13 protein-coding genes and 1 tRNA gene are annotated in these 12325 nt (G+C 62.6%); 7 read left to right on the top strand and 7 right to left on the bottom strand.

From position 1 onward, the window contains the following. Positions 1-17: 17 nt before the first annotated feature. From ACFOMF_RS15140 to ACFOMF_RS15130, 3 genes are read right to left on the bottom strand one after another with little or no spacing between them, the layout of a single operon-like run. A complete protein-coding gene (locus tag ACFOMF_RS15140; RefSeq protein WP_386366369.1) occupies positions 18-311 on the bottom strand; it encodes a DNA polymerase III subunit chi in 294 nt (97 codons plus the stop codon). Between the two features lie 18 nt (positions 312-329). Beyond that, complete coding sequence (locus ACFOMF_RS15135; RefSeq protein ID WP_386366367.1) at positions 330-749, bottom strand: DNA polymerase III subunit chi; 420 nt, start codon at positions 747-749, stop codon at positions 330-332. 21 nt (positions 750-770) lie between these two features. Beyond that, positions 771-2264 (bottom strand): leucyl aminopeptidase, encoded by a 1494-nt coding sequence (locus tag ACFOMF_RS15130; protein WP_386366364.1) that lies wholly within the window; start codon positions 2262-2264, stop codon positions 771-773. A gap of 143 nt (positions 2265-2407) precedes the next feature. Between ACFOMF_RS15130 and lptF the strand changes: the two genes are divergently transcribed. Continuing rightward, positions 2408-3529, top strand: coding sequence for an LPS export ABC transporter permease LptF (gene lptF / locus ACFOMF_RS15125; protein ID WP_386366362.1), 1122 nt, complete (start codon positions 2408-2410; stop codon positions 3527-3529). Continuing rightward, positions 3522-4583, top strand: a complete 1062-nt coding sequence (gene lptG / locus ACFOMF_RS15120; RefSeq protein ID WP_386366360.1) for an LPS export ABC transporter permease LptG — start codon at positions 3522-3524, stop codon at positions 4581-4583. Before lptF ends, lptG begins: the two co-directional genes overlap by 8 nt. A gap of 96 nt (positions 4584-4679) precedes the next feature. On the opposite strand, the gene ACFOMF_RS15115 is transcribed toward lptG, so the two are convergent. From ACFOMF_RS15115 to ACFOMF_RS15105, 3 genes are all read right to left on the bottom strand, one after another. After that, the gene (locus tag ACFOMF_RS15115; protein WP_386366358.1) at positions 4680-5177 is read right to left on the bottom strand and encodes an RDD family protein; all 498 of its coding nucleotides are present in this window, start codon (positions 5175-5177) and stop codon (positions 4680-4682) included. A 96-nt stretch (positions 5178-5273) separates the two neighbouring features. Further along, positions 5274-5486, bottom strand: coding sequence for a cold-shock protein (locus ACFOMF_RS15110; RefSeq protein ID WP_386366356.1), 213 nt, complete (start codon positions 5484-5486; stop codon positions 5274-5276). Positions 5487-5786: 300 nt separating this feature from the next. Continuing rightward, positions 5787-5873 (bottom strand) — tRNA-Leu (locus tag ACFOMF_RS15105). A gap of 118 nt (positions 5874-5991) precedes the next feature. On the opposite strand from ACFOMF_RS15105, the gene queA reads away from it, so the two are divergent. The 5 genes from queA (at position 5992) to secF (ending at position 11394) form a co-directional block, all read left to right on the top strand. After that, positions 5992-7047 (top strand): tRNA preQ1(34) S-adenosylmethionine ribosyltransferase-isomerase QueA, encoded by a 1056-nt coding sequence (gene queA, locus ACFOMF_RS15100; RefSeq protein ID WP_386366355.1) that lies wholly within the window; start codon positions 5992-5994, stop codon positions 7045-7047. 7 nt (positions 7048-7054) lie between these two features. Then, entirely contained in the window at positions 7055-8170 is a 1116-nt protein-coding gene (tgt, locus tag ACFOMF_RS15095) for a tRNA guanosine(34) transglycosylase Tgt (RefSeq protein ID WP_386366860.1), read from the top strand. A gap of 36 nt (positions 8171-8206) precedes the next feature. Continuing rightward, positions 8207-8545, top strand: coding sequence for a preprotein translocase subunit YajC (yajC, locus tag ACFOMF_RS15090; RefSeq protein ID WP_386366354.1), 339 nt, complete (start codon positions 8207-8209; stop codon positions 8543-8545). Between the two features lie 66 nt (positions 8546-8611). Then, positions 8612-10480: a protein translocase subunit SecD gene (gene secD, locus ACFOMF_RS15085; RefSeq protein WP_386366352.1), complete on the top strand. Its 1869-nt coding sequence runs from the start codon at positions 8612-8614 to the stop codon at positions 10478-10480. An 11-nt stretch (positions 10481-10491) separates the two neighbouring features. Then, positions 10492-11394: a protein translocase subunit SecF gene (secF, locus tag ACFOMF_RS15080; protein WP_386366349.1), complete on the top strand. Its 903-nt coding sequence runs from the start codon at positions 10492-10494 to the stop codon at positions 11392-11394. A 98-nt stretch (positions 11395-11492) separates the two neighbouring features. On the opposite strand, the gene suhB is transcribed toward secF, so the two are convergent. Next, the gene (gene suhB / locus ACFOMF_RS15075) at positions 11493-12308 is read right to left on the bottom strand and encodes a type III secretion system regulator SuhB (protein ID WP_386366346.1); all 816 of its coding nucleotides are present in this window, start codon (positions 12306-12308) and stop codon (positions 11493-11495) included. Positions 12309-12325 lie beyond the last annotated feature (17 nt).

Here is a 12325-nt window from a genome sequence, read left to right as displayed (position 1 = left end):
GCGACGCTCTCGGATGCTCAGGGTTTGCGCACGCGGCTCAAGTGGTCGAGGCGCACTTCCAGCCGACGCCGCAGCTCAGTCTCGATCTGTGGTAGAAATTCTTCGATCAGTTGCCGCACGATCAGACTCGCCTCGGTCCTTAACTGAGGTGAAAGCCGGGTGTCCTGAATGGATGGCTCCACCACCTCGCAGAGCACCGGAACCAGGTCGGGGTCGATCAGCGACACTGCGGAGGCGTGGCCGTCCAGCAGTTCGTGAATGGCTTCCAGGTCATCCAGAAGGGGCCGGGTTTTTGGGGAGGTGTCTTCCATGTTCGCTCCGCGGCGTGGTCAGAGTTCTACGCGCTTCGGATCATAGCCCTGTCGCCGGTACACGCGGAAGTTCTCCCGGCTGCGCGCCAGCTGATGCGGCTCCTGGTTGACGATTTCGAACACCCGGCTGTAACGGTCAAGATGACCCGACAGGTCCTGAGCGAGGTTGATCAGCACTGCCTGGGGTTGCGCTGGCGGCTGGTCGAGCCCGATGACCACCGGGGCCATCGGGTCCTCGTCATGCAGGTTGTGAGGAATGAAGCGCTCGCCGCGAAAACTCCAGAGCAAGGCGTCCAGTTCGCCGCACTCCCGCTCGTCCTGACAGCGCACGAATACCGGCAATTCATGCTGCCAGGCCTTGCTGGCCAGGCGGCAGGCTGCCAGCAACCGACCTTTGGGATCGGCGTCTGGCAGGACATAGAACTCGATGCGCGTCATGCTCAGTGGGTCGCCGCTGGGTCAGGCCGACTGCAGGCGGTCAAGCAGGTACTGGGTCAGCATCGGCACCGGACGGCCGGTGGCGCCCTTTTCCTTCCCTCCGCTCACCCAGGCGGTACCGGCGATATCCAGGTGCGCCCAGGGATAGGCCTTGGTGAAGCGGGACAGGAAGCAGGCCGCAGTGATGGTGCCAGCCTTGGAGCCGCCAATGTTGGCCATGTCGGCGAAGGGGCTGTCCAACTGCTCCTGGTATTCGTCGAACAGCGGAAGCTGCCAGGCGCGGTCATCGGCAGACTGGCCGGCTTGCAGCAACTGCTGCACCAGTTCGTCGTCGTTGCCAAGCAGGCCGGTGGTGTGGCTACCCAGGGCCACGATGCAGGCGCCGGTGAGGGTGGCTATGTCGATCACGGCCTGGGGCTTGAAGCGCTCGGCGTAGGTCAGGGTGTCGCACAGCACCAGACGGCCCTCGGCATCGGTGTTGAGGATCTCGACTGTCTGCCCGCTCATGGTGGTGACGATGTCCCCGGGGCGGCTCGCGCCACCGCTGGGCATGTTTTCCGCGCAGGCGACCAGGCCGACGACGTTGATCGGCAGTTGCAGGCGGATCAGGGTTTCGAACAGGCCGAGAACGGTAGCCGCGCCGCACATGTCGTACTTCATCTCGTCCATGGCGGCGCCGGGCTTGAGGCTGATGCCGCCGGTGTCGAAAGTGATGCCCTTGCCGACGATCACGTAAGGCTTGTCGGACTTCTTGCCACCGCTGTACTGCAGCACGATCAGGCGCGGAGGCTGGTCACTGCCCTGGGCAACGGCGAGAAAGGCGCCAGCGCCCAGCTCGCGGAGTTGTTTCTCGTCCAGCGACTCGACCTTCAGGCTCTTGTTGCCCTTGGCGAGCTTCTTGGCCTCGTCAGCCAGATAGGTTGGATGGCAGATGTTCGGCGGCAGGTTGCCGAGGTCGCGGGTGTAGGTCATGCCGGCGGCGATCGCCTGGGCATGCGCGACGCCCCGCTCGAGCTCGGGCTGGTCGGGCTTGGCGCAGAGCAGGGTGATCTTCTTCAGCGCGCGCGGATCGGATTTCTTGCTCTTGAACTGTTCGAAGAGATACTGCCCATCGGCAAGGATCTCAACCAGCAGCCGCGCGCTGGCATAGGCGTCGCGACCTTGCACCCTGATTTCCTGCATCGCCAGCGCCGCGTCGCTGCCACCGAGCCCCTTGAGCACGGAATTGATGGCGCCGGAGACCTTGCGCCAGTTGCGGGTGGTAAGTTCGTCAGCCTTGCCGATGCCCACCAGCAATATGCGCTCGGCCTTGAGATTCGGCAGGTGGTGCAGCAACAGGGTCTGTCCCGGCTTGCCTTCGATGTCCTTGCGCTTGAGCACGGCAGTCAGGGCACCATCGCTCGCGACGTCCACGGCCTGGGCAACCTCGCCAAGGAGACAGCCCTCGGCAATGGGAAGGACCAGGGTGGCGGTTTTGACGGAGGTGGCATTGGCGCTTTTGACAACGAATTCCATGTAGCTGTGTCCCCAAGACAAGGAAGCGGGTTTGCAGGATAATGCCCGCCATTTTTCCGATGGTTCGTCTGCGGGCGGCCCGGCAATGTTGCCGGCTAGTTTGAGCACAGCCGCCTGACCCTGACAACCCTGGAGTATACGGTTTGATTATCTTTCGATACCTGTCTCGTGAGGTGCTGGTGACGCTGTCCGCGGTCAGCGCGGTGCTGTTGGTGATCATCATGAGCGGCCGATTCATCAAGTACCTGGCGCAGGCCGCGCAGGGGGTACTGGATCCCGGCGTGCTGTTTCTGATCATGGGCTTCAGGATGCCCGGGTTCCTGCAGCTGATCCTGCCGCTGGGGTTGTTTCTCGGAATCCTGCTGGCCTACGGCAGGCTCTACCTCGACAGTGAAATGACGGTGTTGTCGGCGACGGGCATGAGCGAGCGGCGGCTGCTGCTGTATACGCTGGCGCCTGCGCTGGTGGTGGCGATGCTGGTTGCCTGGCTGAGCCTGAGCCTGGCGCCACGGGGGCTGGGCGAGGTGGCGCGGATCCTCAACGAGCAGGACGCGCTGACCGAATTCGACACCCTGGTGCCGGGCCGCTTCCAGCGCCTGCGCGACGGCTCGCGGGTCACCTACACGCGTGAGCTCTCGGCGGACCGGACCGAGCTGGGCGGGGTGTTCATTTCCGAAACCAACCCTGCGGGCCAGCAAGGGCGAGGGGTCACGGTGCTGGTGGCGCAGAGTGGCCGACAGGAAATCCAGCCTGATGGCAGCCGCTATCTCATCCTGGAGAATGGCTACCGCTACGATGGCCACCCTGGGGACGCCGATTACCGTGTCATCTCCTACGACACCTACGGCGTGCTGCTGCAGCGTCCCCAGGTCAGCGTCGAGCTGGGGGAGCTCGAAGCCATACCCACCACCGAATTGATGGGCAGCGCCGACCTTCGTCATCGCAGTGAACTGCAGTGGCGCCTTTCCCTGCCGCTTCTGGCTTTCGTGGTCACGGTACTGGCCGTGCCCCTGGCGCGGGTCAACCCGCGCCAGGGGCGCTATCTCAAACTGTTGCCAGCGATCCTGCTTTACATGGCATACCTGTCGTTGCTGATCGCGGCGCGTGGCTGGATGGATCGTGGCCGCCTGCCGGCCGGGCTCGGGCTCTGGTGGGTGCACGGCCTGTTCCTGCTGATCGGCCTGCTGCTGCTGTACTGGGAGTCGTTGCGCCTGTGGTGGCACGTCCGCGGTGATCGGGCAGGCGAGGGCATCAGTCATGTCTAGGCTGCATCGATACATCGGTCAGCACGTGCTGTTGGCCATCCTCGCCGTGCTGGGCATCATCGTCGGGCTGTCGCTGCTGTTCGCCTTCATCGATGAGCTTGGTGATATCGATGGGAGCTACGGCACGCTGGAGGCGATCACCTACGTGCTGCTGACCGCACCGCGCCGGCTCTACGAGATGCTGCCGATGAGTGCGCTGATCGGTTGCCTGATCGGCCTCGGTGCGCTCGCCAGCAGCAGTGAGCTGACCATAATGCGTGCTGCGGGGATGTCGCTCGGGCAGATCGTCTGGGCGGTAATGAAGCCCATGCTGGTGATCATGCTGGTAGGTCTGCTGGTGGGCGAGTACGTGGCACCCTGGACCGAGAACCGCGCCCAGGCCGGTCGCTCCATGGCCCTGGGTGGAGGGGAGGCGCAGAGCAGCAGAAGTGGCTTGTGGCATCGGCAGGGCGACGAGTTCGTGCATGTGAACTCGGTGCAACCCAACGGCGTGTTGTTTGGCGTGACGCGCCACCGCTTCGATGATGATCGGGTACTGATCGCCTCCAGCTTCGCTCGCCGGGCGGACTTCCGTGAGGACCACTGGTTACTCACCGATGTGGCGATCACCCATTTCCGGGGCGATCATACCGAGGTGGAGCAGGTCGTCGAGTCGCGCTGGGACGTTCAGCTGTCACCGGAACTGCTCAGCACCGTCGTGCTCGAGCCGGAAGCGCTCTCCATCAGTGGGCTCTGGCAGTACATTCATTATCTGGCCGACCAGGGGCTGGCCAACAGCCGCTACTGGCTGGCCTTCTGGACCAAGGCATTGCAGCCAGTGGTCACCCTGTCACTGGTGCTGATGGCCATCTCGTTCATTTTTGGCCCGCTGCGATCGGTGACACTGGGTCAACGAATCTTCACCGGTGTGGTGGTGGGTTTCGTGTTTCGAATCGCCCAGGATCTGCTTGGTCCGGCAAGTCAGGTGTTTGGTTTTCCGCCGCTGCTGGCCGTGCTGGTGCCGGCGAGCATCAGTGCATTGATCGGGCTGTGGTTGTTGCGCAGGGCGGGATAGTCAGCCAGATAGCAGTGACATCGATGGACGGCTCCGAGGCTGGGCGGCCGGTGTCGAGTCGTCCGGCCTGACCACCATCACTCGTTCACGCCGAGGCTACTTTCGATGTGCGCCTTTCGGCAGTTGGACCACCTGGCTTTCCGAATAAATGTCATGCCAGGTGCGCTTGCGCTTGTCGAACAGTGCCCAGAAAAACCCCAGGCCCAGGCATAGCCACGAAACGATGGCCAGCAGAAAGCGCAGCAGCGCTTGCCAAAGGTCGACGGCGCTGCCATCGGCATTCTGGATGCGAACACCCCAGACCTGCATTCCCAGGGTCTGTCCGGTATGGGTCCAGAATTTGGCGAAAAAGGCGAAAAGGCTGAACAGCAGCAGGGTCGAGAGTATCGGGTCGATGTCGAGGCCGCCGGCTTCAGCCATGGCCAGCAAGCCCTCACTGCCGTAGATGAGCCGCAGGATCACCTGCTGATAGACAAGGGTGACGACCATGACCAGTGCGATGGAAAGCAGCATGTCGTAGAACATGGCGGCCAGGCGGCGCGGAAGCGAGGCGGGCGGGAAGTCGCCCTGGGGATGGAGCTGATGTTTGCGCATCGGAGATCTCGTCGAGACAGGCGGGGCGCATTCTACTTTATCGCAGGCGCAAAAAAGCCCCTGATGTTGCCATCAGGGGCTTTTCGGAGCGGCAGCTTATTCCGCGATCTGGACTTGATCGGCTTGCATGCCTTTCTGGCCCTGGACAGCAACGAAGCTGACCTTCTGGCCTTCTTTCAGGCTCTTGAAGCCATTGCCTTCGATTGCACGGAAGTGGACAAACAGGTCCGGGCCGCTTTCCGGAGTGATGAAGCCGTAGCCCTTCTCGTCGTTAAACCACTTTACAGTGCCGCTCTGCCGATTCGACATATCTTAATTACCTTGAAACTGTGTTGAAAGACAGCCCACAGGGTTAGGGCTGGGGACTGTTGCAACAGGTAAGAGAAGTCGAGCGGATGAAGCGGATCTGAAGATCTACCGCACCAGGTCACGATTCAACAGCGACCTATGCAAACAGTGAGGACACTCTACGCCAACTCCAGAGGAAAAGCCAATCCCCTTGAGTAACGAAATATCCGACTTTTGTCGAGACGTGAAAAAGGCCGCCTGGAGGCTCAGCGCCGCCCTTGGGCGTAATGTCCTGCGGGCCGCAGGGATGCTTCTAGAAATTGGTGCCTCGGGAGAGACTCGAACTCTCACTCTGTCGCCAGAAACGGATTTTGAATCCGCCGCGTCTACCGATTCCGCCACCGAGGCACAACGGCGGCGAAGTATAGGGACCCTGATGCGCTCGGTCAATCGTCCTGACATGGTCAGGCGGACGGGTTTCGGCTAAGCTTTGCGCCCTTTGTTTGCTGTTCGTGCCGGTAATCTGATGCGCGTCGCTGATTTTTCCTTTGAACTCCCTGAATGCCTGATCGCTCGCCATCCTCTGCCGCAGCGTCGGGCCAGTCGTCTGTTGGTGCTCGATGGCCCCACCGGTGAGCTCGCGCATCGCCAGTTCACCGATCTGTTGGATTACCTGCGGCCTGGCGATCTCATGGTGTTCAATGACACCCGGGTGATTCCAGCGCGCCTGTTCGGGAGCAAGCTCAGTGGTGGCCGACTGGAAATCCTCATCGAGCGCGTTCTCGATGAGCGGCGGGTGCTTGCCCATGTACGTTCGAGCAAATCGCCGAAGCCGGGTAGCCGGATCCGGCTGGACGGGGGTGGCGAGGTGGAAATGCGGGCGCGCCATGACACGCTGTTCGAGTTGGTTTTTGACGAGCCAGTTCTGCCGCTGCTCGAGCGAATCGGTCACATGCCGCTGCCTCCTTATATAGACCGGCCCGATGAGGATGCGGATCGCGAGCGCTACCAGACCGTCTATGCACGAAACACCGGTGCGGTCGCAGCGCCCACGGCTGGCTTGCACTTCGACGAGCCGTTGCTTCAGGCCATTCGCGACAAGGGCGTCGAAACGGCCTTTGTCACCCTGCATGTGGGTGCCGGTACCTTTCAGCCGGTGCGGGTCGATCGGCTCGAGGCGCATCAGATGCATAGCGAATGGCTGCAGGTGGGGCAAGAGGTGGTCGATGCGGTCGCCGCCTGCCGGCAGCGTGATGGCAGGGTGGTCGCGGTTGGAACCACCAGCGTCCGTTCGCTGGAGAGCGCTGCACGTGACGGCGAACTCAAGGCCTTCAGCGGCGATACCGACATCTTCCTGTACCCGGGAAAACCCTTCCATGTGGTCGATGCGCTGGTCACCAATTTCCACCTGCCCGAGTCGACGCTGATCATGCTCGTGTCGGCCTTCGCGGGATATGCGCAGACCATGGTGGCCTACCAGGCGGCCGTTGAAGCTCGCTATCGTTTCTTCAGTTACGGTGATGCCATGTTCATCACCCGCAATCCCGCCGCGCGCGGTCCCGAGGTGCAGCATGAGTCGTGATTGCCATATGTCCTTCGAGCTTCTGGCTACCGAGGGGCGGGCGCGTAGAGGCCGCCTGACCTTTCCCAGGGGCGTAGTCGAGACGCCGGCCTTCATGCCGGTGGGCACCTACGGCACGGTGAAGGGCATGCTGCCGCGGGATATCGAGGCCATTGGCGCCCAGATCATCCTGGGTAACACCTTCCATCTCTGGCTGCGCCCGGGTACCCGGGTGATCCGCGAGCACGGCGACTTGCACGATTTCATGCAATGGCAGGGGCCGATCCTCACCGATTCCGGTGGATTTCAGGTGTTCAGCCTGGGCGCGCTGCGCAAGATCAAGGAGGAAGGCGTGTATTTTGCCTCGCCGGTCGATGGCAGCAAGGTGTTCATGGGGCCGGAAGAGTCGATGCAGGTGCAGCGCGAGCTGGGCTCGGATATCGTGATGATCTTTGACGAATGCACGCCCTACCCTGCGGACGAGGACACGGCCCGTCGTTCGATGGAGCTGTCGCTACGCTGGGCCAGGCGCTCCAAGGCAGCGCACGCGGAGAATCCGGCGGCGCTGTTCGGTATCGTCCAGGGCGGCATGCATGAGTCGCTGCGGATGCGTTCGCTCGAAGGCCTCTGCGAGATCGGCTTCGACGGCCTGGCGATCGGTGGCCTGTCGGTCGGTGAGCCGAAGGAGGAGATGATCCGGGTGCTTGATTTCCTGCCCCCGCAGATGCCGGCGGACAAGCCTCGCTACCTGATGGGGGTCGGCAAACCCGAAGATCTGGTGGAGGGCGTACGGCGCGGTGTGGACATGTTCGATTGCGTGATGCCGACCCGCAATGCGCGCAACGGCCACCTGTTCACCGATACCGGCGTGATCAAAATCCGCAATGCGGTCCATCGGCACGATGAGTCACCGCTGGATCCGGGTTGCGACTGCTACACCTGCACCCATTTCTCCCGCGCTTACCTGCATCATTTGGATAAATGCGGCGAAATGCTGGGAAGCATGCTCAATACGATTCACAACTTGCGACATTACCAACGGTTGATGTCCGGTTTACGCGACGCCATCGGACAGGGTAAATTGGCGGCCTTTGTCGACGCATTTTATGCTCGGCGCGGGCAGCCGACCCCGCCGCTGGGCTGAACACCAGCCAACGATCTGTACAACTAGGAGTGGTAAATGAGCTTTCTGATTTCTGCTGCCCATGCCCAGGAAGGCGCTGCACCTGCAGGGGCCCCGGGTGGGGACATGATGAGCATCCTGATGCTGGTCGGCTTCGTGGTCATCTTCTATCTGATGATCTGGCGCCCTCAGGCCAAGCGCGCCAAGGAGCACAAGAACCTCATCGGCGGCCTGCAGAAGGGCGACGAAGTGGTGACCTCCGGCGGTATCGCTGGCAAAGTAGTCAAAGTGGCGGACGATTTCGTGGTCCTGGAAGTGTCCGATACTGTCGAACTCAAGTTCCAGAAGGTGGCTGTGGCCGCCACGCTGCCCAAGGGCACTCTGAAGGCCATCTAAGCCGGCTTCAGGTTCATCTTTCCGACGGGGCGCGCAAGGCGCCCCGCGTCTTAAGCGGGCTGCGTCATGCTCAATAAATATCCCCTTTGGAAATACGTGCTGATCCTGGCGGTGCTTGCCATCGCCTGCGTCTATTCAGCACCGAACCTCTATCCCGACGATCCGGCGATTCAGATCAGTGGCTCAAGCGTGGCACTGCAAGTGACCGAGAGCGAGCTGACAGTCGCCCGCCAGGCGCTTGAAGAAGCGGGTATCGCGGTCAAGGCGACCTCGCTCGGCGAGCAGGGCCGGGGCGGGATGATCCGATTGCAGGAGCAGGAGGATCAGCTGCCCGCCAAGGACATCGTCCGTCGCGCGCTGGGCGATGACTACATCGCCGCGCTCAACCTGGCGCCGACAACGCCCGATTGGCTACGAAGCCTGGGCGCGTCGCCCATGAAGCTCGGCCTGGACCTTGCAGGGGGCGTGCACTTTCTGCTGGAAGTGGACATGGAGCGAGCGGTGGAAACTCGCCTGAACGTCTACGACAGCGAAGTCAAGGCGCTGCTGCGCCGCGAGCGGGTGCGCTATCGCAGCCTGCCGGCCCAGGCTGATCGGATCCAGATCGGCTTCACTGACAACGAGTCGCTCAATCGCGCGCAGACGCTGATCCGCCAGAATTACAACGACTTCGTAACGACCACCGCCAGCCGCAACGAGCTGCAGGTGCTGACGCTGGCGCTCACCGATACGCGTCTGGCGGAGATTCGTGAGTACTCCATCCGGCAGAACCTCACCACCGTGCGTAACCGGGTCAACGAACTCGGGGTGGCGGAGCCGCTGGTTCAGCGCCAGGGTGCCAACCGCATCGTCGTGGAGCTGCCAGGCGTGCAGGACACTGCCGAGGCCAAGCGGATTCTCGGTGCCACGGCAAACCTCGAGTTTCGTCTGGCGGCCCTGCCCGACGCGGCCCGGGCGGCCACCGAGGAGCTGGGCTTTCGAAATTCCGAGCGACCACCGGTGGCCCTGGAGCGCAGCGTGATCATCGCTGGCGACCAGGTCACCGATGCTCAGGCCAGCTTCGACGAAAACGGCCGTCCGCAGGTCAACATCCGGCTCGATGGCTATGGCGGCGACCTGATGAATCGTGCCACCCGGACCAACGTCGGGCGCAGCATGGCGGTGATTTTCATCGAGCAGCGCCCGGTGACCCGCTACGTGCGCCAGGAAGTGGATGGCGAAATGCGCGAGGTGCCGGTGCAGGCGTTCGAGGAGGAGCGGGGCATCATCAGCCTGGCGACCATTCAGTCGCCGCTGGGTAGCCAGTTCCGCATCACCGGCCTCGACGGCCAGGGCGAATCCTCGGAACTCGCGCTGCTGCTGCGCGCAGGTGGCCTGGCGGCACCGATGTACTTCGCCGAAGAGCGCACCATCGGTCCGAGCCTTGGCGCGGAAAACATCCGCCTGGGTGTGCAGGCATCCCTCTGGGGGTTCCTGCTGGTGGCGCTGTTCATTCTCGCGATCTACAGGTTCTTTGGTCTGCTGGCGACGGTAGCACTGCTGTTCAACATGGTCTGCCTGGTCGCTGTGATGTCCGTTATCGGCGCCACGCTGACGCTGCCGGGTATCGCCGGCATTGTCCTGACCATGGGCATGGCGGTGGATGCCAACGTGCTGATCTTCTCGCGGATCCGGGAGGAAATTGCCAATGGCATGTCGATCCAGCGTGCCCTGCACGAGGGTTTCGATCGCGCCTTCTCGGCAATCATCGACGGCAACCTCACCACCTTGCTGGTCGGCGGGATTCTCTTTGCGCTGGGTACGGGGCCGATCAAGGGGTTCGCCGTAACCCTGTCGATTGGCATCCTGACTTCGCTGTTCACCGCGCTGGTCGTGACCCGCGGCATGGTCAACCTGATATTTGGTGGCCGTGACATCAAGAAGCTGTGGATCTGAGGGCTAGCACGATGAAGCGCGTTATCAATTTCATGAGGGTTCGACACCTTATCGTGTCGATCACCCTGCTGCTGATGCTGGCGTCACTGGCCAGTCTGGCGATCAAAGGGTTGAATTTCGGCCTGGATTTCACCGGCGGTACCATGGTGGAGCTGGGCTACGAGCGCCCGGCGCAGCTGGAGGCGATCCGCTCGCAGCTGGCTGCCGAAGGTTTTGGCGATGCCGTGGTGCAGAGCTTTGGCGCGGCCAGCGATGTGGTGGTGCGCATGAGCGGGGACGATCCGCAGCTGGGCGAGCGCCTGGCGCAGGCACTGCGCGGTGGTGACAACCCCTTCGAGGTGCGTCGGGTCGAGTTTGTCGGGCCGGCGGTGGGCGAGGAGCTGCGCGACCAGGGCGGGATGGGGATGCTGCTTGCGCTGTTCGGCATCCTGATCTACGTCGCGTTCCGGTTCCAGTGGAAGTTCAGCTGCGGCGCGGTCCTGTCGCTGTTCCATGACGTGATCCTGGTACTGGGGGTGTTTTCACTCTTCGAGCTGACCTTTGACCTGACGGTGCTGGCCGCGGTGCTGGCGACCATCGGTTATTCGCTGAACGACACCATCGTGATCTTCGACCGAATCCGGGAGAACTTCCGTTTGCTGCGACGCGTGGAGCTGATCGAGAACATCAACATCTCGGCGACCCAGACCCTGCTGCGGACCCTGGCGACTTCCATCTCCACCTTGCTGGCGGTAGGGGCGTTGCTGCTGTTTGGCGGCGAAAACCTCTGGGGCTTCTCGCTGGCGTTGTTCATCGGCGTGATCGCTGGAACCACCTCGTCGCTGTACGTGGCCAATCTTACCCTGATCGGTCTGAAGCTGACCCGGGATGACCTCATTCCTCCGGTAGTGGAGGAGGTCGACGAGCGTCCCTGAGATCGCTAGTTGGCACCGAACCCCGCTGCGGCGGGGTTCGGCGTTTCTACGGGCAAAGAAAACCCGGCCAGAGCCGGGTCGTCGGTGTCGCCTGTCGCTCAGCGCTTGAGCGATGGGGTCAGGTGCGGCTGGATGGCTGTCAGGACTGCCTTGAAGCACTTGGTATTGCCCGCAACGATGTGGCCCTTGTCGAGGAACTGGTGGCCACCGCTGAAATCACTGACCAGGCCGCCCGCTTCCTGGATCAGTAGCGCGCCGGCGGCCATGTCCCATTCGGACAGGCCGAACTCCCAGAAGGCGTCGTAGCGACCTGCAGCCACATAGGCGAGGTCCAGGCTGGCTGCCCCGGCGCGACGGATGCCGGCGGTAGGGCCTACCAGGCTGCGGAACATCTCCAGATAGCTGTCGAGGTTGTCCAGCTGGCCATCACGAAACGGGAAGCCCGTGCCCAGCAGGGCGCCATCGAGGCTCTTGCGCGCGCTGACGCGCATGCGCTTGCCGTTGAGCGCCGCGCCACGACCGCGACTGGCGGTGAATTCTTCCTGGCGCACCGGGTCGAGTACCACTGCATGCTCCAGTCGGCCGCGGTACTTGCAGGCGATGCTGACCGCGTAATGCGGAACGCCGCGGACGAAATTGGTGGTCCCGTCGAGCGGATCGATGATCCACAGGTAATCGGCGCCGTCGCCCGAGCCAGGCTGCAGGCCGGTTTCCTCACCCATCACCCCATGGTTCGGATAGGCCTTGCGCAGCGCGTTGATGATGCTCTGTTCCGCAGCACGGTCGATCTCGGTGACATAATCCTTGGCTTCTTTTTCGCTGATCGAGATGACATCCAGGCGCTCGACGGAACGAATGATGAGTTCACCGGCGGTGCGAGCGGCGCGCAACGCGATATTCAACATTGGCTGCATGTTTCTGGGTACCCGGG

It is taken from the genome of Stutzerimonas tarimensis, assembly GCF_042648805.1.
GTDB lineage: Bacteria > Pseudomonadota > Gammaproteobacteria > Pseudomonadales > Pseudomonadaceae > Azomonas > Azomonas tarimensis.
Note: the sequence above shows the minus strand (reverse complement) of the source record. Positions and strands in the feature narration are given on the sequence as shown.

Excerpts from the sequence above, each read along its gene's own strand:
- suhB (WP_386366346.1), bottom strand. The coding sequence starts at position 12,308 with ATGCAGCCAATGTTGAATATCGCGTTGCGCGCCGCTCGCACCGCCGGT.
- secD (WP_386366352.1), top strand. The coding sequence starts at position 8,612 with ATGCTCAATAAATATCCCCTTTGGAAATACGTGCTGATCCTGGCGGTG.
- tgt (WP_386366860.1), top strand. The coding sequence starts at position 7,055 with ATGTCCTTCGAGCTTCTGGCTACCGAGGGGCGGGCGCGTAGAGGCCGC.
- ACFOMF_RS15140 (WP_386366369.1), bottom strand. The coding sequence starts at position 311 with ATGGAAGACACCTCCCCAAAAACCCGGCCCCTTCTGGATGACCTGGAA.
- ACFOMF_RS15110 (WP_386366356.1), bottom strand. The coding sequence starts at position 5,486 with ATGTCGAATCGGCAGAGCGGCACTGTAAAGTGGTTTAACGACGAGAAG.
- ACFOMF_RS15135 (WP_386366367.1), bottom strand. The coding sequence starts at position 749 with ATGACGCGCATCGAGTTCTATGTCCTGCCAGACGCCGATCCCAAAGGT.
- ACFOMF_RS15130 (WP_386366364.1), bottom strand. The coding sequence starts at position 2,264 with ATGGAATTCGTTGTCAAAAGCGCCAATGCCACCTCCGTCAAAACCGCC.
- ACFOMF_RS15115 (WP_386366358.1), bottom strand. The coding sequence starts at position 5,177 with ATGCGCAAACATCAGCTCCATCCCCAGGGCGACTTCCCGCCCGCCTCG.
- secF (WP_386366349.1), top strand. The coding sequence starts at position 10,492 with ATGAAGCGCGTTATCAATTTCATGAGGGTTCGACACCTTATCGTGTCG.
- lptG (WP_386366360.1), top strand. The coding sequence starts at position 3,522 with ATGTCTAGGCTGCATCGATACATCGGTCAGCACGTGCTGTTGGCCATC.
- queA (WP_386366355.1), top strand. The coding sequence starts at position 5,992 with ATGCGCGTCGCTGATTTTTCCTTTGAACTCCCTGAATGCCTGATCGCT.
- yajC (WP_386366354.1), top strand. The coding sequence starts at position 8,207 with ATGAGCTTTCTGATTTCTGCTGCCCATGCCCAGGAAGGCGCTGCACCT.